At 66.4% G+C, this 20,406-nt stretch carries 12 protein-coding genes; 2 read left to right on the top strand and 10 right to left on the bottom strand.

Annotated features, from left to right (window positions below; genetic code table 11):
• Positions 1-349: 349 nt before the first annotated feature.
• From OG394_RS02305 to OG394_RS02265, 9 genes are all read right to left on the bottom strand, one after another.
• Entirely contained in the window at positions 350-1,672 is a 1,323-nt protein-coding gene (locus OG394_RS02305; protein WP_328993101.1) for a hypothetical protein, read from the bottom strand.
• Positions 1,673-1,741: 69 nt separating this feature from the next.
• Positions 1,742-2,743: a sugar phosphate isomerase/epimerase family protein gene (locus OG394_RS02300; protein WP_328993100.1), complete on the bottom strand. Its 1,002-nt coding sequence runs from the start codon at positions 2,741-2,743 to the stop codon at positions 1,742-1,744.
• Between the two features lie 192 nt (positions 2,744-2,935).
• Positions 2,936-8,308, bottom strand: a complete 5,373-nt coding sequence (locus OG394_RS02295) for a ThuA domain-containing protein (protein WP_328993099.1) — start codon at positions 8,306-8,308, stop codon at positions 2,936-2,938.
• A gap of 86 nt (positions 8,309-8,394) precedes the next feature.
• Complete coding sequence (xylA, locus tag OG394_RS02290) at positions 8,395-9,540, bottom strand: xylose isomerase (protein WP_328993098.1); 1,146 nt, start codon at positions 9,538-9,540, stop codon at positions 8,395-8,397.
• Positions 9,537-10,700 carry a Gfo/Idh/MocA family protein gene (locus OG394_RS02285; protein WP_328993096.1) on the bottom strand — a complete coding sequence of 388 codons (1,164 nt, stop codon included), beginning with the start codon at positions 10,698-10,700 and terminating at the stop codon, positions 9,537-9,539. The genes xylA and OG394_RS02285 overlap by 4 nt, the downstream gene beginning before the upstream one ends.
• Complete coding sequence (locus OG394_RS02280; RefSeq protein WP_328993094.1) at positions 10,700-11,743, bottom strand: substrate-binding domain-containing protein; 1,044 nt, start codon at positions 11,741-11,743, stop codon at positions 10,700-10,702. The genes OG394_RS02285 and OG394_RS02280 overlap by 1 nt, the downstream gene beginning before the upstream one ends.
• A 43-nt stretch (positions 11,744-11,786) precedes the next feature.
• Positions 11,787-12,821, bottom strand: coding sequence for an ABC transporter permease (locus tag OG394_RS02275; protein ID WP_328993093.1), 1,035 nt, complete (start codon positions 12,819-12,821; stop codon positions 11,787-11,789).
• On the bottom strand, positions 12,818-14,323 hold the full coding sequence (locus OG394_RS02270; protein WP_328993092.1) for a sugar ABC transporter ATP-binding protein: 1,506 nt from the start codon (positions 14,321-14,323) through the stop codon (positions 12,818-12,820). Before OG394_RS02270 ends, OG394_RS02275 begins: the two co-directional genes overlap by 4 nt.
• Positions 14,320-15,600, bottom strand: a complete 1,281-nt coding sequence (locus OG394_RS02265; protein ID WP_328993091.1) for an ROK family transcriptional regulator — start codon at positions 15,598-15,600, stop codon at positions 14,320-14,322. Before OG394_RS02265 ends, OG394_RS02270 begins: the two co-directional genes overlap by 4 nt.
• A gap of 443 nt (positions 15,601-16,043) precedes the next feature.
• Between OG394_RS02265 and OG394_RS02260 the strand changes: the two genes are divergently transcribed.
• Positions 16,044-17,471: a glycoside hydrolase family 71/99-like protein gene (locus tag OG394_RS02260; protein WP_328993090.1), complete on the top strand. Its 1,428-nt coding sequence runs from the start codon at positions 16,044-16,046 to the stop codon at positions 17,469-17,471.
• Between the two features lie 327 nt (positions 17,472-17,798).
• Here the strand turns inward: OG394_RS02260 and OG394_RS02255 are convergent, their stop codons facing one another.
• Positions 17,799-17,978, bottom strand: coding sequence for a hypothetical protein (locus OG394_RS02255; RefSeq protein WP_328993089.1), 180 nt, complete (start codon positions 17,976-17,978; stop codon positions 17,799-17,801).
• A gap of 1,020 nt (positions 17,979-18,998) precedes the next feature.
• Here OG394_RS02255 and OG394_RS02250 point away from each other — a divergent pair.
• A complete protein-coding gene (locus OG394_RS02250) occupies positions 18,999-20,153 on the top strand; it encodes an IS30 family transposase (protein WP_442914290.1) in 1,155 nt (384 codons plus the stop codon).
• The last annotated feature ends 253 nt before the right edge of the window (positions 20,154-20,406 follow it).

The following is a 20,406-nucleotide window of genomic DNA, read 5'->3' as shown; positions in this document are numbered from 1 at the left end:
ATCCTTCCAACAAATGAAGTCTCCAGACACGCCGGGGCGGCTCAGTCGGACGCGGAATGCGGCCTGTGGACGGCGAGCCCCCGGCAGCTGGGCGCCTACCGCACATGTGCTGGCCAGTTTGTGCAAAACCCTTCCCGCGAGGTGCCTCGTTGCGTCGCGCGTGTGCAAGCACAACAAGGCACCTCGCGGGAGGGTTTTCCCCAAATTCGCCTGTGCGTGTGTATTCCGCGTCCGACCATGGCAGGGCAATCCACAGACGGGCCGCATTGTGCGTCCGACCGTCGCAAGGATGTCCACAGGTGGGCCGCATTTTGGGTCCGGCCGTGGCGGGGCTGTCCGGAAGACCTGGTTAGGTGATGGTGATGGTGCCGGTGATGGGGGCGGGGATGTTGGTGTACCAGAGGAGGGGGGCGTCGGGGTCGGCGGCGGTTAGGGTCCAGGTGTAGAGGGATTTGGGGACTAGTTGGCCGTGGGAGTTGCGGGTGTCCCAGGTTGCTTTGGCCGCCACCCCACAAGGGAGTTCGCGGATTACGCCTGCTGGTGAGGTGATGGTGAGGGTGCACTCGGTTAGGCGTTTGCTTACTGGGAATTCGACTGTCCAGGGGTGGCCGGACGGTACGGCGTGGGGGCCGAGGGCGTTGCCTAGGTAGCGAGGGGCTGCGGCGAAGGCGGAGTTGGGGGCTAGGCGGGCTTTGCCGTCCGGGCCGACCCACGCGAGGGTTTCGTCGTAGAGGTCGAAGGCGCGGTCGGCGAGTGGGCCGACCTCGGCGGTTACGCGGGTGCCGAGGCGTAGGACCTTCAGCATCGGCGGTTGGTCGGGGCCGGCGGATTCGTCGTACTGGAGGTGGCCGCTGGAGAGGCGTACCTTGCTGGTGTCGGCGGTTTCGACGGTGACCAGGGTGCCGGTCGAAAGGTTGCGGTAGGCAACGGCCGAGCGGCTGCACCGGGTGGAACTGCCCGGTGTGCAGGTGGACCAGGCGACGTAATCGTCATGTACGGCGAGGCTGGTGACGGGTTCACGGCCCGCGGGCTTGACCTTGATCGTCTTGCCGGTGGTGAGGTCCTTGCGCCAGATGGTGTTGAGGTTGCCCTCGTACGCGAGGTAGCCGCCCCACAACGCGCGCGCCTCCCACGACCCGGCGGGCAGCACGAGCTCGGCGTTCCGCCCGGTGCGCAGGTCGTACAGCATTGGCGTGATCCGGAAGTACCCGTCGGCGCAACCGTCATCGCAGAAACTTCCCGTGTACGACGCTTTCGCCCACAGCAGGCGGCTGCCGGACAGCTCGAGCCCGGCGTTGTCCGCGACTCGGCCGACCCGGTCCATCGCGTCGTACACCAGTGTCCGGGTGCCGTCGTCCGCGACCAGCCAGAGATCGCCTTCCGCGTCCACGAACGCCGTACGACCAGCATCGCGATCGATCTGCCGCACATGGCTCGCGCCTAGCGCGACTGGCGTGCCCGTCATCGCGACCGCCTCGCCCGACTGGGTGTACGTACGGCGTTCCACCGAGGTCCCGATCACGGCGACCCCGGTGGCGTCGACCGCCACGGCGATCGCCGGTCCGCTCGCACCGACCTCGACCGTGCCGCCCGGATCCGCTCCCGCAGCGTCAAGGCCCAGGCAAGCCGTCAGACCGGCAACGACCAAGGCACGAACAATCGCTCTCCCCATGCCCCTCTCGATGGGCCGGCCGGCCGGAAAGTTGTGACCGGCCGGCCAGTGCTCGGAGGCCTTAAAACGTCAGGAGCTGAAGGCGGCGTCGAAGGACGCGGTGGGCGGGTCGAACGCGAGGTTGCGGACGAACTGGACCGCCTCGGCCGCGCCGACGAGCCGGTCCATGCCGGCGTCTTCCCATTCGACCGAGATCGGGCCGTCGTAGCCGATCGAGTTGAGCATCCGGAAGCAGGCCTCCCACGGTACGTCGCCATGCCCGGTCGAGACGAAGTCCCAGCCGCGGCGCGGGTCGCCCCACGCGAGGTGTGAGCCCATCCGGCCGTTGCGGCCGTTGCCGACCTGGCGCTTCGCGTCCTTGCAGTCCACGTGGTAGATCCGGTCCTTGAAATCCCAGAGGAAGCCGACCGGGTCGAGGTCCTGCCAGACGAAGTGGCTCGGGTCCCAGTTCAGCCCGAAGGCCTCGCGGTGACCGATCGCCTCGAGCGTCGCGACGGTGGACCAGTAGTCGTACGCGATCTCCGAAGGGTGCACCTCGTGCGCGAATCGCACGCCGACCTCGTCGTAGACGTCGAGGATCGGGTTCCACCGGTCGGCGAAGTCGCGATACCCGGCCTCGATCATCGACGGCGGCACCGGTGGGAACATCGCGACGGTTTTCCAGATCGACGACCCGGTGAACCCCACCACGGTGTCAACGCCAAGCCGGCGAGCGGCCCGGGCCGTCACAGCGAGTTCCTCCGCGGCACGCTGCCGAACGCCCTCCGCTGAGCCGTCGCCCCAGATGTGCGCGGGCAGGATGCCTTGGTGGCGTACGTCGATCGGGTCATCGCAGACGGCCTGGCCGACGAGGTGGTTCGAAATCGTCCACACGCGAAGGTTGTACTTCTCCAGTACGTCCAGCCGGTTCCGCACGTACGCGTCGTCCTCGGCGGCCTTGCGCACATCGAGGTGATCACCCCAGCACGCGATCTCCAGTCCGTCGTACCCCCACTCGGACGCGAGCCGGGCCACCTCCTCGAACGGCAGATCGGCCCACTGGCCGGTGAACAACGTGATCGGTCTCGCCATCTCGTTTCACTCCTTGGGTTTCTAGAGGGTGGTGCCCCGGTCCGGGACGGAGCGCTTAGTCCTGGACCGGGGCGAGGGCCGGCGGGCCGGTCCCCCATCGCGGCGCCGCCCCGGCTCCACCCTCGGCTGGGGCCGAACCAGCCGAGGGAGTGGAGGTCCGTGAGGTTCCAGGGCGACGCGGCGACGTTCATGTCACAACTGCCCCTTGAGATCGGTACCGACCGCCCGGAGCACCCCGCGCACCTGCAGGTTCTGCACGCCATTGGTGTAGAGCAGGAAGCGATCAAGGGCCAACCGGGCGGGCAATACCTGCCCTCGGGTGTCGTGCTTTCGGGCATCGGCGATGGCCTGCTTGAGCAGCAGTGCGTTCACCGACGTCAACTTCTTCTCGGCCACAAATCGGTCGACAAGCTTGATTGCACCGTCGTACGTCGCAACGACCGCGAACGCAATCGAGGCCGAACCAGTGTTACCGGCCTGGTCCTTAGCCGTTGCCTTGAGCAAGTGTTGCCCGAGGCCGAGCGCCACACCGTCCAGCTTCGAAACCGGCTTACCGTCCAAGGTCAAAACCGCCTCGGAGGCACCGGACGTCGCGTCGGTAGCGGTCGCAGCGATCGGCACCACGTCCGCGATACCGAGAGCCGCATTCGCCAGGACACCGGTGATCTTGACCGTCGGCGCCGTCTTGTCCAGCTTCACCGTGGCCGACTTCACTTCGGACACGTTGCCCGCGGTATCACTCGCACGCACCTGCACAATGTGCGAGCCGTCGACGGTGATCGTGACGGGCGTCGTGTACTCCTGCCACTCCCCGTCATCGACCTTCTGCTCCAGATAGACCTGACCCGGCGACTCATCGATGCCACTGGCAACGACCTTGACCGGCCCGGTCCACCACCCGTTCTCGCCCGAAGGCGATTGCGGATCAATCGCCAAGTCGAGCGTCGGCGCGAGCACATCCGTCACAACCCGGAAGTAGTCGAACTTCGCCGTCTTCGACGCAACCTGGTCAGCGCCATATGCGTACACGCCGATCTTGGCGTTGGCCAGAGCCGCATTCGCCACCGCGGGCAAAGCCGTCCAGGTAGTCCCGTCGGCGCTGTACGAACCAGTGAACGTGCTGCCGTTCTTGGCCAGCCGCAAGTACCAGACTCCCTGGGTGGGAGCCGGTGACGCGTTCGGCTGCGGACTGCCAACGACGTTGCCGACCTCGCTGCGAAGCTCGATCCCCCGCGTGACCGCCTGCCCGGCCACGTTGGTCGCGAGATAGTCCAGCTTCACGTAGTTCGCGTCGTCGACGTACACCATCAATCCGCCCTGCTGGTACCGCTCGTTGAAGGCAGAGCCGTCCACCTTCGTCTCGATCGTCCAGTTGCCGTCAGGAGCGGGCTGGAGCATCAGGTTCTTCGGGTTGGTGGCAGTGCCGCCATAGATGTCACCCGTGCTCGTATCGATCTGCAGCTGACCACCGGTCTGCCTGTACGCCGAGGTGTCCGGCCGTACGACCTGCGACCACCGGCACGCGTCCAGCGTCGTACCGTCGAACTCGTCCGTCGGCGCCGGCTGCACCGCGGAGTCGTCCGGCGTCACGTTGAAGTAGTCGAACGTCGCCGTCGCGGGCAACGCCTCGGGCCGGTTGGCCAACGCGAACATGCCGATATGCGGGTTGGTGATGCCCGCGAGCGCCTTGGTCTGCGGCATCGCCGTGAACGTCGCGCCATCCGCACTGTAGAAGGCCTTCAGATCCGTGCCGTTGCTCGTGAACCGCACCCACACCGTGTCGGGATAGTCCGCCCCGAGCTGCGCGGTGTTGCTCTCGGCAACTTCATTCGGCACGCCGGCCTCTTCGCGCACAAACTGGAAGATCCGGTCTGCCGCACCCGAACTCCTTGCCTGCAGCACCATTTTCGCGTAGTTGTCGTCGTCCCCATAAACGATCAACCCCGCCTGCTGGTACGACGTACGCGCGGCAAGCGTCATCTTGGTCGTCGCCTGCCAAGCGCCATTCGGCAAGGGCTGGAGCACGATGTTCGGCGTGTTCGTGTTACCCGTTCCGTAGATATCCGTCGCGGTCAACGGCAACACGAGCGAACCATTAGCGACAGCCAGGTCCTGGTTCTCCCGGATGACCTTGGTCCAGCGCGACCGGGCGAGCGTCGTACCGTCGAAGCCGTCCGACCGCCCGCTCAGGCATGTCGGTGGAGCCACGGCATCGACCTTGATCGGGATGGTCTTGGTACCGGTCGCTCCCCTGGTGTCGGTCACTCGCACGGTCGCGGTGTACGAGCCGGCCGTGGTGTAGGTATGGCTCACGGAAGCGCCGGTCGCCGTGCCGCCATCGCCGAAACTCCACGCGTACGTCAACGGCAGATCGCCGTCGGGGTCCGTGGCGGTCGCGGTGAAGTTGACCGCGAGCGGTGCCGTGCCAGTCGACGGAGTCGCGGTCGCGTTCACGGTTGGGCGCTGGTTCTCGGTGATGCCCTTGCCGATGAACTTGACCCAGTTCACGTTGAGCTGGCCCTGGGTCTTGACGAAGTAGAGCGTGCCGGAGTCGGTCGACGCCGGGCTGACCGCGGCGGTGAAGTCGCCGTACGTCTGCCAAGCGCCGGTCGCGCTGACCTGGATGGTCGACACGATCGGCCCGTGATCCGGGTTGTCCTTCCGTACGACGACCGTCGCGCCGGCCGTCGGGGACGCCGCTCGGAGCTGGAGTTGGTCGATGCCCGTGAGGTTCATCGGCCGCCAGGCCCACCAGTCGCCGTCCTCGATGAACCCGATGTTCTGGCCGCCGCCTGCGGTATCACCGGTCGTCTCGGGGATCACGCCATTGCCGGGACCACCGGTCTCGTTGAAGTACTCCGCCTCGCGCAGCTTGGGTTGCAGCTGTACGACCTTCTCGGTGGTGAGCGGCGCGCTGCCGGGCGAGCCCTTGTCCGTGTACTTGACGGTCACGATGCCGAAGATGTTCGCGCCGACATGTCCCTCGTCACCAGGAAGCGGGAAGGTGCCGCTGCATCCGCGGTATTGCTCGTAGCCGTGCGCGTGTTCGTCATGACCGAGTGCGGGCTGGGTGATGACGTCGTTGCAGTCCACCGTGCCGTCTTCGGCGTCCGTCACCGTCACCTGGTAGCGGATGGTGTCGCCGAAGTCGAAGAAGCCGCCGTTCTGCGGCAGCGTCACGGTGATCTGTGGCGCCGAGTTGCCCGCGGTGATGGTCGCGTTCGACACGGCTGCCCGGCCGTCGGTATCGGTCACGGTCAGCCGCGCGGTGAACGCCCCGGGCTGGTTATAGGTGTACGACGGCTTCACGACCGTGCTATCCGTGGTGCCATTGCCGTCGAAGTCCCACGCGTACGTGATCGGCGAGCCGTCGGGATCGCGGGACTCGCTCGCGTCGAAGTTCACCGTCAGCGGCACGCCACCCGACGTCTTGTCCGTGGTGAACTTGGCCACCGGCGCCCGATTGCCTTGCACATAGTCGATCCGGTACACACCCGAGTCGTCGTTGTTACCACCGAAGCCGCTACCCCACTCGATCACATAGAGCGCGCCATCCGGCCCGAAATGCAAGGCGTGCGGCCGTTTGAACGCCATCTTCTCCAGCATCCGCGAGACGTCCGCGACCCCGGTCCGGGCGTCGTTCAGCTGCACCGAGAACATCCGGTTGTCGTTCCAGTCGGCGAATACGGCCTTCCCGTCGAACGCCCGCGGCCACTTGCGCACGGAATCCGAGTCCGGGTTGAACTTGTACGCGCCACTGGTCATCGGCGCGCCACTGCCACCGATCTCCGGTACGCCCGACGTGCTCTTGCCCATCCACAGGTCGGCCGGAATCGCCGCCGGCAGGGTGGTGATACCGGTGTTGTTCGGCGAGTCGTTCACCACGCCCGCACAGTTGAACGTCGCACCCGACGTACCGGTGGCGAAGTTGTGGTCGTTGTACGGCGTGTTGTTGCCGACGCAATACGGCCAACCGTAGAAGCCCGGCTGGTCGACGACGTTCCACTCGACCCGGCCGTCCGGTCCACGCGTCGGGCTGACCTGGCCGGCGTCCGGCCCGTAGTCGGCGACGAACAAGCTGCCCGTGGTCGGGTCGATGCCGATCCGGAACGGGTTGCGGAAGCCCATCGCGAAGATCTCCGGCCGCGTCTTCGCCGTGCCCTGCGCGAACATGTTGCCTGTTGGGATCGTGTAGCTGCCATCGGCCTGGGGCTTGATGCGCAGGATCTTGCCGTTCAGGTTGTTGCTGTTCGCGGCACTCCGCTGCGCGTCCCAGGCCGCGCGACCCGCCTGCTCGTCGATTGGGCTGTAACCGTCCGAGGCGAACGGGTTGGTGTTGTCGCCCGTCGCGATAAACAGGTTGCCCTGGGCATCGAACTCGAGCGCGCCACCCGCGTGACAGCACTGCTCGCGCTGCGTCTCGATCCGCAAGACCTCCTTCTCACTGGCGAGATCGAGTGTGTCGCCGGTCAGCGTAAAGCGCGAGACCTTGTCCGCCGACAACGTGCCCGACGGCGAATAGTAGAGATAGACGTGCCCATTGGTGCCGAACGCGGGGTCGAGCGCGATGCCGAGCAGGCCGAATTCCTGTCCGGTGTAGACGCCCAGCGTTCCGGCCGTGACGACAGCGCCGTCGGTGCGCACGATCTTCACCGCGCCGTTCCGGTCGACGTAGATGACTCGGCCGTCGGGGGCGATCGCCAGCTCCATCGGGTTGCTGGTGTTGTCGTCCAGCGTGACCTTCTGGTAGCTGTCGCTCAGCGAGGCGGCGCAGTCGGCGGCTTCCACGCCTGCAGCGGTACGGATACCGCCGAGCAGGTGCTTGCGGAAGGTCGCGTCGTTGAACGACTCGATGGTGTGGCCCATACCCGTGTACCAGGAGCGGCCGCCGTCGTAGTCCTGGCACCACGCGATCGGGTGCTCGGCGCCCATCGTGCCGCCGGAGTACGACGTCTCGTCCAGCGAGGCCAGCACGTGCACGGCACCACGCGGGTTGGTCTGGTAGTTGTACCACTCGTCGGTGCGGTTCCACTTGGTCGGCGCCTCGGCCGTGGACGGGTGGGCGTGGTCCTCGACCTTGACGTCCGCGTTCGGCGTACCGGGTGGGTGATTGGCGAAATAGCTGCCGACGAGTTTGCCGTACCAGGGCCACTGGTACTCGGTGTCCGACGCCGCGTGCACGCCGGCATAACCGCCACCGGCACGGATGTACCGCTCGAAGGCGGCCTGCTGGTCTGCCGTCAGCACGTCACCGGTGGTCGACAGCCAGATCACCACCTCGTACTGCGCGAGGTTCGCATCGGTGAAGGCCGCGCCATCCTCGGTGGCGGTGACCTCGAACCCGTTCTGCTGGCCGAGCTGCTGGATCGCGGCGATACCCGCTGGAATCGAGTCATGCCGGAAGCCGGCCGTCTTCGAGAAGATCAGCGCCTTGAACGTCTCATCACCGTGACCGGGATGGGCTGTGGCGCTGACAACTCCTAGGGGTATGGACAACGCGGCGATGACCGCCAGGATGACGAAACGAATCGCCATCCTGTGCAGGCGCCGTGGTGCTTGGGACATGGGGAGCTCCTATGGTGCGGATAGAAAGCTGCGCTCCAGCGGTTCCGGGGCGGGTCCCCGGGCGTCGGCCCATTTTTTGTTGGTGTTTAACGAACGCCGAGCAGGTGCTCCATCGCGAGCTGATCCAACTGCTCGAACGCCAATCCCCTGGCAGCCAGGGCGTCGGGATCAAATACTTCAGCCCGTACGTCGGCCAAGGTCTCTCCGGCCGCGAGCGTTGGTTGACTTAGCTCGTCTACGCGCGCGGCGGCGAGCGCCTCAACCACGTCGGGGTCTGCGCGGAAGGCGGTGACCTTGTCGCGCAGGATCAAGTAGTTGCGCATGCACGCGGCAGCCGTCACCCACACGCCCTCGGCGTCCTCGGTACGCGGGGGCTTGTAGTCGAAGTGGACGAATCCGTCATAGCGACCCTGCAACGTGTCGACGGTCCAGAACGCCTCGCGCAGGTTGCCGGCGCCAAACCGCAGGTCCTGGTCGAACCGCGGACCGTGCTGACCATTGAGGTCGATGTGGAACAGCTTGCCGTGCCACAACGCCTGCGCGATCCCGTGCGCATAGTTGAGCCCGGCCATCTGCTCGTGCCCGACCTCCGGGTTGATGCCAACGATCTCCGGATCAGCCAGATCGTTGATAAAGGCAATCGCATGACCGATCGTCGGCAACAAGATGTCACCACGCGGCTCGTTCGGCTTGGGCTCGATGGCGAACCGGATGTCGTAGTTCTGCTCACGCACGTAGGCGCACAGCAGATCCATCGACTCCTTATACCGATCCAGCGCAGCACCAACGTTCTTCGACCCACCCGACTCGGCACCCTCGCGACCACCCCACAACACGTAGGTGGTCGCGCCGAGTTCGGCAGCCAGGTCAACGTTGCGCAACACCTTCTGCAGGGCGTAGCGCCGTACCGACCTGTCGTTGGCGGTCAGACCGCCGTCCTTGAATACGGGATGACTGAAGAGGTTAGTGGTGGCCATCTCGACCACCATGCCGGTCTCCGCGAGCGCCTTGCCGAACCGCTCCAGCTGATGTTGGCGGGCCGCGTCATCCGGCACCAGGTCGTCATCGTGGAACGACACCGCCGCAGCCCCGAGATCGTTCAGCCGGTGCACGGCCTCGACCGGGTCCAGCGGCGCGCGGACCGCCGTACCGAAAACGTCGACGCCTTCCCAGCCCACGGTCCACAGACCGAACGAGAACTTGTCTTCTTTACGAGGGGTGTAGTCGGTCATACGGCGATCTCCTGCCATTGTCGGGTGGCCGAGCTGTCCTCGACGCCTGCCAGTACGCGTTGCACCTGGAGGCCGTCGGCGAAGGAGGGCAGCGGGTCGCAATTCTCCGCGATCGCGGTGACCAGGTCGACCACCTGGTGCGTGAAGCCGTGTTCGTACCCGAGGAGGTGACCCGGCGGCCACCACGCGGCGACGTACGGGTGCTCGGCCTCGGTCGCCAGGATCCGCCGGAAGCCGGCGATCTGGCTGTTGTCGTTCGCGTCGTAGAAGTGCAGCAGGTTCATGTCCTCGAAGTCGAAGGCCAGGCTGCCGTCGCTGCCGTTGATCTCGATCCGGATCGCGTTCTTCCGGCCGGTGGCGAACCGCGTGGCCTCGAAAACGCCTAGTGCGCCCTCACGGAAGCGGGCGAGGAAGATCGCGGCGTCGTCGACCGTGACGGGACCGCGCTCGGTGCCCGCCGTACCGGTCAGACCGCTGTGCTCGGTGGGCAGCGGCCGCTCTTTGACGAAGGTCTCGAGCTGGCCGCTGACCTCGGTGATCAGGTCGCCGGTGATGTACTGCGTGAGGTCGACGATATGCGCGCCGATATCGCCCAGCGCGCCCGATCCGGCCCGGTCCTTCTGCAGGCGCCACGACAGCGGCGCCTCCGGGTCGACGATCCAGTCCTGCAGGTATTGCGCGCGCACGTGCCGGATGGTGCCGAGCTTGCCCTCGGCAACCAACTGCCGGGCGAGCGCGATCGCCGGTACCCGGCGATAGGTGAAGCCGACCATCGAGCGAATGCCCTGGGCCGAGGCCTTGGCGGCGGCCGCGGCCATCGCCTCCGCCTCGGCCACGGTGTTCGCCAACGGCTTCTCACACAGGACGTGCTTGCCTGCTTCGAGGGCCGCGATCGCGATCTCGGCATGGGTGTCACCAGGGGTGCAGACGTCCACGACCTGTACGTCGTCCCGGGTCAGCACGTCGCGCCAATCGGTCTCGACGCTGTCCCAGCCGAGCTTGCCCGCGGCCTGCTCGACCGCGTTCTTGTCGCGGCCGCAGAGCACCGACATCACCGGGTTCAGCGGCAGGTCGAAGAAGCGGGGTGCGCTTCGCCAGGCCTGGGAATGCGCCGCACCCATGAACGCATACCCGATCTGCCCCACACCGAGCGTCGCCATCAGGACTCGAAGGCGGTCGGCAGGTACTGGTCGACGTTCTCGGACGTCACCACCGGCGCGAACAGCTGGATCGTGCGCGGCACCTCGACCTCGACCAGGTCACCGAGGGCCTTCTTCTGCACGATCAGCCGGGCCAGCCGGATACCGTCCGCGCCTTGCGTAGACGGGTAGATGACGGTCGCCTTGACCAGCGTGTTGCCGGCCTTGATATCACGCATGACGTTCGCGGAACCGGCGCCACCGACGACGAAGAACTCCTTGCGGCCGGAGTTCTTGATGGCGGCCATCACGCCGACCCCCTGGTCGTCATCGTGGTTCCAAATGGCGTCGAGCTTCGGCGCGGCCTGCAGCAGGTTGGCGGCGGCCTTCTCGCCGGACTCGACGGTGAACTCGGCCGCGACCCGGTTGTTGACCTTCAGCCCGCAGTCGGCGAGTGCCTCCTTGAAGCCCTTGCTGCGGTCCTGCGTCAGCGGCAGCGAGTCGATACCCGCGATCTCGGCGACGACGGCGTCCTTCTTGCCGTTGAGCTGCTTGCAGACGAACGTGCCGGCCGAGCGGCCCATGCCGTAGTTGTCACCGAGGACCGTCGACCTCGCCGCGAACGGGCTGTCGAACTCGCGGTCCACGTTGATGACGGTGATGCCCGCCTCCATCGCCTTGGTGGCGACAGCGGTCAGCGCGGCACCGTCGAACGGCAGCAGCACGATCGCATCGACCTTGTCGTTGATGAACGTCTCGACTTGGCTGATCTGCAGGTTGACGTCATTGGTGCCTTCGGCAACGACCAGTTCGACGTCGCTGTGCTTGCCGGCCTCCTTCTTCGCGGCCGCGGTGATGGCACCCATCCAGCCGTGGTCGGCGGCCGGTGCGGAGAAGCCGATCTTGACCTTCTTACCTGGCTGATCGTTGGCCCCGGCACCGGCTTGGTTCGTCGCGCCGGGCGCGCTGGGCTCGGCCTCGGGCGTGTTGCTGGTGCAGGCGGTGACCAACAGCGCGCTGATCCCCAGTACGGCTGTTGCGGATAGCAGCCTTCTTGCGGACATCGTTGTCCTCCTCAGGACTTTCGTACTGATATGCAGGGAACTTCTAAGAACTTGTGGCGCGGGCAGCGAAGCGTTGCTGCAGCAGGACGGCGATCACGATGATCAGGCCCTTCGCCACCGACTGCGCCGAGATGGACAGGTTGTTCAGCGTGAAGACGTTGCTCAGGGTGGTGAAGATCAGCACGCCGAGCACGGTGCCGAAGATGGTGCCGCGGCCGCCGGACAGCAGGGTGCCGCCGATCACGACCGCCGCGATGGCGTCGAGTTCGTAGAGTGTGCCGTGGGTGGAACTGCCCGTCGTCGTACGGGCCATCAGCATCACCGCGGCGATACCGCAGCACAGCCCGGCGAGTACATACAACGCGACCGTGTGCCGTTGCACCTTGATCCCCGCGAGCCGGGCCGCCTCGGCATTACCGCCGACCGCGAACGTACGGCGGCCGAAAGTGGTCCGGTTGAGCAGCACCCAGCCGGCCGCTGCCACCAGGGCGAACATCCAGACCAACGTCGGCAGGCCGAGGAACGAACCACCGAAGAAGTCGACGAATCCGTTCACGCTGACGATCTGGGTCTTCCGGTCCGCGATGATCTCGGCCAGACCACGTGCCCCGGCCAGCATCGCGAGTGTGGCTATGAATGGCACCACCCGGCCGTACGCGATCAGCAAACCGTTGACCAGTCCGCAGGCGGCTCCGACCAACAGCGCGGTCGAGACCATCAGGATCCAGTGGAAGTCCTTCGCCATGGTCTGGGTGGCGAGGGTGGTGGCCCAGACGCTCGCGAGCGCGACCATCGCGCCCACCGACAGGTCGATACCGCCGCCGGTGATGACAAACGTCATGCCGATACTGACCACGCCGATGACCGCGGCCAGCCGCAGGATCGTCAGGATGTTGGCCGTACTCGCGAACCGGTCCCCCGCCGTGATCACGCCGACGATGCAGAGCAGGATCAGCGCGATCACCAGACCCAGACTGCGCGCACCACCGCTGCCCATCGCCTTCTGTATGATCCGCTGCGGCTGATTGCCCTTGGCAACTACTCCTTGCTCGGGCCGCGCGACTCCCTCACTGGTCACACGACACTCCCTTCCATCACCAGGTCGAGGACCCGGTGCTCGTCGATTTCGTCCGCGGGTCCGCTGTACACGGCCCGCCCCTCCCGAAGCACCACCACCCGGTCGGCCAGACCGAGCACCTCCTCCACCTCGCTGGACACCAGCACCACGGCGACCCCGCTGTCCGCGAGCCGCCGTACCAGCGCATAGATCTCCGAACGGGCACCAACGTCGACGCCCCGGGTCGGCTCGTCGAGCAGCAGCACCCGGCATTCGCGCAACAGCCAGCGCGCGAGCACGACCTTCTGCTGGTTACCGCCGGACAGGTTCCGGACGGGCCGTTCGACTCCGGCAGGGCGTACGTCGAGTGCCCGGGTCAGCTCTTCGGTGGCGTCCCGCTCGGCCTTCCGGTTGAGAAAGCCCGCGGTGGCGAACCTGGCAAGACTCGACACCGTGACGTTGCGGTAGACCGATTCGTCCAGCAGCAACGCCTGGCTCTTGCGTTCCTCCGGCGCGAGTCCGACGCCTGCTTTGACGGCCGCTCCGACCTGGCCGGGCCGAAGCCGTCGGCCGTCCACGTGGACCTCGCCGGTGGCGGCGCGCCTGGCGCCGTACAGGGTTTCGAGGATTTCGGAACGGCCCGAGCCGACGAGCCCTGCTAGGCCGAGCACCTCGCCGGCGCGTACCTCGAACCCGATGTCCTGGAATTCGCCCGGTCGCGACAGGCCTTCGACCTTGAGCACGACCTCGGCGTCTCTCGGGACGGACCGGCGCGGCGGGAAGACGTACTCGATGGAGCGACCGGTCATCAGACGGATCAGCTCGGTGGTGTGCGTCTCCTTCGCCGAGAGGCCGGTCGCGACGGTTGCGCCGTCCTTCAACACGGTGACGCGGTCACCGATCGCGCGAATCTCCTCGAGGCGATGGGAGATGTAGACGACGGCGACGCCTCGGGCGGTCAGGTCGCGGATGACCCGGAAGAGGTTCGCGACCTCCTCGGAGTCGAGCACCGCCGACGGCTCGTCCATCACAATCAGCTGGGCGTCTCGCGACAGGGCGCGCGCCATGCTGACGACCTGCTGGCCGGCCGCGGAGAGCGCGCCGACCCGGCGGCCGGGCGGGATCTCGCCGTGGCCGAGGCCTTTGAGCAGCTCGCGCGTTCGGCCGATGATCTCCGAGCGATCCGTGAAGCCGAAGCGGGCCGGCTCGTGACCGAGGAAGACGTTCTCGGCGACGGTGAGATCCGGCACCAGGTCGAGCTCCTGGTAGATGGTGGCGATGCCGAGTTTCATCGCGCCGACGGGATCGCTGAACGACGTTTCGTTGCCGTCGACAACGATCGTGCCCTCGTCCGGCTGGTGGGCGCCGGACAGCACCCGGATCAACGTCGACTTGCCCGCGCCGTTCTGGCCGAGCAGGCAGTGCACCTCGCCCCGGCGTACGTCGAGGTCGACACCGTCGAGAGCCCGGACGCCCGGGAACGTCTTGACGATGCCGGTCATGCGGAGAAGTTCCGTACTCATGCCGAAGCTCCAACCTGGGTGGGGACTTGGGTCGGGTCGTCGAAGACCGAGTCCAGCGAGATCTGTGCACCGCCGCGCACCGCCGCGGTGAAGCCGAGGCCGGAACGCAGCACCCGGCAGCCGCCGCCGTCCGGCGCGATCACGCGGTCGCGGATCGCCTCCTCCAGCGGTGCGGTCAGCCAGGGCCCGAGTGCGCCGAAGTAGCCGCCGAGCACGAGCACGTCCGGGTTCAGGATGTTGACGAGAATGGCGCCACCGAGACCGAGCCAGGTCCCGACGTCGGCCAAGGCGGCCAGCGTGCGCTCGTCCCCGGCCTCGGCCCGCCGGGTGATCTCGGCGAGGCGTTGCTCGACGTCGAGCGAAACGTCCCGTACCGGATCATCCGGTTCGGTCGCTTTGTCCAGCAACGCGGTCAGGCCGATGACCGTCTCCCAGCAGCCGGTCCGGCCACAGCCGCAACGACGTCCGGCCGGCGCGACCGGGATGTGGCCGACCTCGCCGCTGAACCCGTGGCCGCCCCGGAGCAACTGCCCGCCCGCGACCACGCCACCACCGACACCGACAGCCCCCGTGAGCAAGACGAGATCCCGAACCGCGGTGGGATCCGCCGCGGCGATCTCGGCGTACGCCGCCAGGGCCGCGAGATTCGCCTCGTTGTCGACACTCACCTTGTACGTCGGATTGCCGAGGCGCTCGGTCATGGCCTGGACGACATCGACCTTTTCCCAGCCCAGGTTGGGCGCGAGGGCCAACGTGCCGGCCGCGCTCTGCACGAGACCCGGCACGGCGAGCGTTACGCCGACGGGCTGGCCGCCCCGCGTGCCGATCGCTTGGAGCGCTTCTTCGATCAGACCCTCGAGGCGATCGAAGGTGGCCGCGGAACCGAGGTGTGCGGCGTCGAACGGGACGCGACTCTCGATGATCACGCCACCGGTCAGGTCGAGCGCGGTGACGGCCAGGTAGTCGACGTTGACCTCGGCACCGACACCGCACACCCGGCGGCCGTCGAGCTCGACGAGTTGGCCGGGCCGGCCGACCGCACCACGCTCAGCCTCGGCCTCTCGCAACAGGCCGCGGTCGACCAGTTCGGCGACGAGGCTGCTGACGGTTGCCTTGTTCAGGCCGGTGTCGGAGGCGATCCGGGCGCGTGATCGCGGACCGGCGTCGCGGATGTGGCGAAGGACCACGGCGAGGTTGTGGCGGCGCAGGGAGACGTGATCGGCGGGAGCGACGACGCCGCTCGAGCGTTGACCGCGTTGGCCGTCGGACAGGGTCACGGCGACCTCCTCAGCTCGGTGTTCTGACGTGATCTGTGACTGCGGTCACAGACTTTGTCTGTTGGGCCAACAAACTAAGGAGCGGTGATCGAACCGTCAAGATGTTGCGAGGATGTTTCTTGCGATGACCGCAAGATTTGCGGTTGCGCCTTCCGCAACCGGTTCCGAGGCATTGACAGCCGCGCCTTTGAGACCAGAAGCTGCCTGACCAATCAGCTTTTTGCGTTCTGGTGCACGGCGTTTGCGATACCTAACGAGCGTTTGTATCGTCGGCGCCACTCTCCGCAGCTCTACCCGCCCCCACTTTGGAGTCTGCAATGGATCTATCCCGGAGGAATTTCCTCGCCCTCAGTGCGGCTGCCGCTGGAACCGGCGCCCTCTCCCCCAGCGTCGCTTCCGCGGCTCCATCGGCGTCTTCGGCTTCGTCGGCTTCGTCGGCTTTGGTGGCCAGTCCGCCTGGTGATGTGGTCGGCAAGATCACCGTCGGCTATCAGGGCTGGTTCGCCTGTGCCGGCGATGGCGCACCGATCAACGGCTGGTGGCACTGGAGCAGCAACTGGGGCCAGCCACCGTCACCCAGCAACAACGCGATCGCCAGCTGGCCGGACGTTCGCGACTACACCAGCACCTACCAGACGGCGTACTCGAATCTCGGAAACGGCCAGCCTGCAAAGCTCTTCTCGTCGTACGACCAGCAGACCGTCAACACGCATTTCCAGTGGATGCAGCAGCACGGGTGCGATACCGCTGCCCTGCAACGGTTCAACCCGACCGGTGGTGAAGGCCCGACCCGCGACGCGATGGCGGTCAAGGTCCGGCAGGCGGCCGAGCAGTACGGCCGGAAGTTCTACATCATGTACGACGCGACCGCGTGGACGAACATGCAGCCGGAGATGAAAGCCGACTGGATCAACAAGATGCGGGCCTATACCTCGTCGCCGATGTACGCGAAGCAGAACGGCAAACCGGTCGTATGCATCTGGGGCTTCGGCTTCAACGAGGCGAACAAAGCGTGGCCCGCCTCGGTCTGCCTTGATGTCGTCAACTGGTTCAAGGGCCAGGGCTGCTACGTCATCGGCGGTGTGCCGACGCATTGGCGGCGCGGGGTTGAGGATTCGCGCGCGGGCTACCTCGACGTCTACCACGCGTTCAACATGATCTCGCCGTGGATGGTCGGCCGGATCAGCGACGTCGCCGGCGCGGATCACTACTACAACAACGTGAATCAGCAAGACCAGGCCGACTGCAACGCTCACGGCATCGACTACCAGCCGTGCGTGATCCCGGGTGATCTGCAGTCCGGTCATCGGCGTCACGGTGATCTGATGTGGCGGCAGTTCTACAACCTCACGCGAGTCGGCGTGCAGGGCATGTACATCTCGATGTTCGACGAATACAACGAGGGCAACCAGATCGCCAAGACAGCCGAGTCCTCGGCGTGGATCCCGAATGGTTCAGGCATTCGGGCTCTCGACGAGGACGGCACCGCTTGTTCGTCCGACTACTACCTGCGGCTCACTGCGGACGGCGGCCGGATGTTCAAGGGCCAGATCGGAGTCACACCGACGCGTCCTACTTCTCCAATGCCTAACCAGGGCGTGGGAAGCGTGGTGTTCTACCAGCACGTCGACTATCTGGGAGCTGCCGGTCAGCCGTTGGCGCGCGGTCAATACACGCAAGCGCAACTCGCCGCGGCCGGCGTACCGGCTTGGTGGGCGTCGTCAGTGCGAGTGCCGCAGGGCTGGACCGTAACCATGTACGCCGGCGACAACTTCACCGGCCAAAGCTGGACCCGAACCGCCGACACCCCCAACTTCACCACCCTCACCCCCAACGCCAACGACCAACTCCTCTCCTGCCAAATCACCTAACCCCTTCCCCGTTTGCGTCGATTCGCCCGGGTTCCCCCTCTTGCGTTGATTCGTCTGCATCCGCTCGCCCTTCTCTGCGGCGGGTCAGATGTACGACAACGTAGGCGGGCGGATTCGGACGAATCAACGCTAATCGCCTGCCCGGTAAGGACTTTCGGCCGGTGGTGTTGGTCGCACCCGTCCCCCGTTCTTCCGAATTGTCAGGCCGGTCCGGGCCGCGTCAAGGGCTTCATCGGCTAGCGCCGACGCTGACGCGCCCTTGACCCGACCCGAACCGGCCAAAGGCAGCGGGCTATCAGGGGGACGGGTGAGGCCTGCCCGTTTGCATCACCTAGTGCCGTACGCGAATGGCCGGCTGGTGCCGTACTCGGCTGACGAGCGGTCCCGTACACGGATGGCGAGCGGTGCCGTAGCCGCATGGCGAGCGGTGCCGTGCACGAATGCCCGGGTGGTGCCGTCCACGACGGCGAGTAGTCCCACAAACGGACGCCGAATGGTCCCGAGCACGGGCGGGCCGTGCCGTGCACGGACCGCGGTGGCGCCAAACACGGATGGCGGGTGGATGCCGCGCACGGATGGCGAGTCCGTGCGCGAGCACGACCGCGTGATCCCGCGCCCGGCTGGCATCCGTCGATGCGCCGAGTCGTCGGGTTATAGGTCTGATCGTCGTCCTAGTGAGCAGGCTGGACGGTTCCCGGCCCCGGAAACGTCCAGTGGACTCACAAAGGCGCCCGTGCTGGCCTTCGCGGTGGTTTGCCGCCAGCAAGTCGGCCGTTATCCCTTGATCTGCTGGGTTCCGGTGACAAATAGACGGCCCGGAACCCAGGAACCCCCAAGATGCCGAGTTAACCCCTCAGATCTCGAGGGTGAACCCATCACCTCGGCGGTTAACCCTTCAGATCGGCAAGCGCGGCTCGACATCGGCAGACGCGCTCGTCCTATTCCGAGGGTCGACTCTCGGAATGGGGAGTCGACCCGGCAAGTTTGGCGAGTCCACCCCCCATTCCGCAGGTCGACCCGCGGAATAGGACGACGGCCGGTGGCATCGGCGGGAGCGGTGGGGTTTGGGAGTGGCTGGCCATTCGCGGGGTGGGTTACCACTCCGGAATGGCGGGTTCACGTGGTTGTTGCAACACCTCGATTTGAGGAGTTGTGATGGTTATGTCGTTTGTGGAGGACAACGAGCGTCACGGTGCTGCCTTGTTGCGGCTGGTGGATTCGGGGGTCGGGGTAGCGGCTGCGTGTGAGTCGTTGGGGATCGGGCGTGGTCGTGGCTATGAGATCTTGCGGGCTCGTGGCCGTGGTTCGCGTCCGCGCACGGTGATCACTGATGCGTTGCGGGAGCAGGTCATCGCGGTGTTCAAGGAATCGGGGAACATCACTGGCGCGGGTTCGGCCTGCGGGTTGAGGCATGACACTGCCCGGCGGATCCTTGTCGTGGCCGGGCTGGTTCCCGCGGTGCGGGCCGTGAAACGCAAGACCCAGGCCAGGGTCCGCCTCGAGGAGTTGCTGGAGGCGGGCTGGTCCATCACGCGCGCAGCCAAGGAGGTGGGCGTGCATCCGGGTACTGCGCGGGACTGGCATCACGGGGTCCGCAGGGTGGGCAACACGCGGGTCTATCCCGATGGGCGGGTCGTGGACTACGGCACCACAACCCGATACTCCACTTCCATGACCCCATCAGCTGACGCGGTGATCAGCGACCGTTACCTGTGCCTGGACCAGCGGCTGGCGATCGCCGATGGGCGGGTCAACAAACTCACCTTGACCGCGATCGCGGCCGGCATCGGCAAGGACAAGTCCACAGTCTCTCGTGAGATCCGCGCCCACAGTGTTGAAGGAACCTACCTGCCCCACCAGGCCCACCGCGACGCTGCGGCCGCCAGGGCCCGGCCCAAGACCTCAAAGCTGGTCACCGATCCCGCGTTGCGTGAGCAGGTCGAGCTGGGTCTGGAGCGGAAGTTGTCGCCGGAGCAGATTTCGAACAGGCTCGTCAAGGACTTCCCCGACGACGAGAGCATGCGCGTGAGCCACGAGACGATCTACAAGGCGCTCTACTTCCAGGCCCGCGGCGGCCTCAAACGCGAAGTCCAGACCGCGCTGCGCACCGGACGGACCCGCCGCAAACCACAACGCCAGCCCGGCCAGCGCCAGCACCGGTTCGTCGAGGAGATGATCATGATCTCCGAGCGGCCCGCCGAGGCCGACGATCGCGCGGTTCCCGGCCACTGGGAAGGCGACCTGATCATGGGCGAGAACAACCGGTCCGCGATCGCCACCCTGGTCGAACGCACCACCCGCTACACGATGCTGGTCCACCTGCCCGGCGGCCACGACGCCGAACAGGTCCGCGACGGTCTCATCGCGACGATGAAAACCCTGCCCGGCCATCTGCGCGGCTCGCTGACCTGGGACCAGGGCTGCGAAATGGCCAAACACAAACAGTTCTCCATCGCCACCGACATGGCCGTCTACTTCTGCGACCCGCACTCCCCCTGGCAGCGCGGCACCAACGAAAACACCAACGGACTACTGCGCCAGTACTTCCCCAAGGGCACCGACCTGAGCATCCACGGACCCGAAGACCTCGAACACGTCGCCCAAGAACTCAACGGGCGACCACGCAAAACGCTCGACTGGGACACCCCAGCCGAACGCCTACGTGATCTACTCACCACCTAGAAACCAACCCGGTGTTGCAACGACCCCTCGAAACCGCCAATCCGAGGTGGTAACCCGCTCGCACGGTGGCTATCCCTCGCGATTCGTCGGCCTCGCGGCGATCGGGCTCGTGACCACGGCCAGGCAAGAGCAATCCGCGACAACCCGCCGGCCGAGTACGGCACCACTCGGCCATCCGCGAACGGCACCAGCCGGCCATCGCGCTACAGCGAGGCGGTTCGACGGTGGGAGCCGGGCCTGGTGAACGGCATGA

The organism is Kribbella sp. NBC_01245, assembly GCF_036226525.1.
Lineage (GTDB): Bacteria > Actinomycetota > Actinomycetes > Propionibacteriales > Kribbellaceae > Kribbella.
The sequence above is the reverse complement of the archived record's forward strand: the minus strand, read 5'-3'. Positions and strand labels throughout refer to the sequence as shown.

Coding starts and splice junctions, on each gene's coding strand:
- OG394_RS02305 (WP_328993101.1), bottom strand. CDS start 1,672: ATGGGGAGAGCGATTGTTCGTGCCTTGGTCGTTGCCGGTCTGACGGCT.
- OG394_RS02300 (WP_328993100.1), bottom strand. CDS start 2,743: ATGGCGAGACCGATCACGTTGTTCACCGGCCAGTGGGCCGATCTGCCG.
- OG394_RS02295 (WP_328993099.1), bottom strand. CDS start 8,308: ATGTCCCAAGCACCACGGCGCCTGCACAGGATGGCGATTCGTTTCGTC.
- xylA (WP_328993098.1), bottom strand. CDS start 9,540: ATGACCGACTACACCCCTCGTAAAGAAGACAAGTTCTCGTTCGGTCTG.
- OG394_RS02285 (WP_328993096.1), bottom strand. CDS start 10,700: ATGGCGACGCTCGGTGTGGGGCAGATCGGGTATGCGTTCATGGGTGCG.
- OG394_RS02280 (WP_328993094.1), bottom strand. CDS start 11,743: ATGTCCGCAAGAAGGCTGCTATCCGCAACAGCCGTACTGGGGATCAGC.
- OG394_RS02270 (WP_328993092.1), bottom strand. CDS start 14,323: ATGAGTACGGAACTTCTCCGCATGACCGGCATCGTCAAGACGTTCCCG.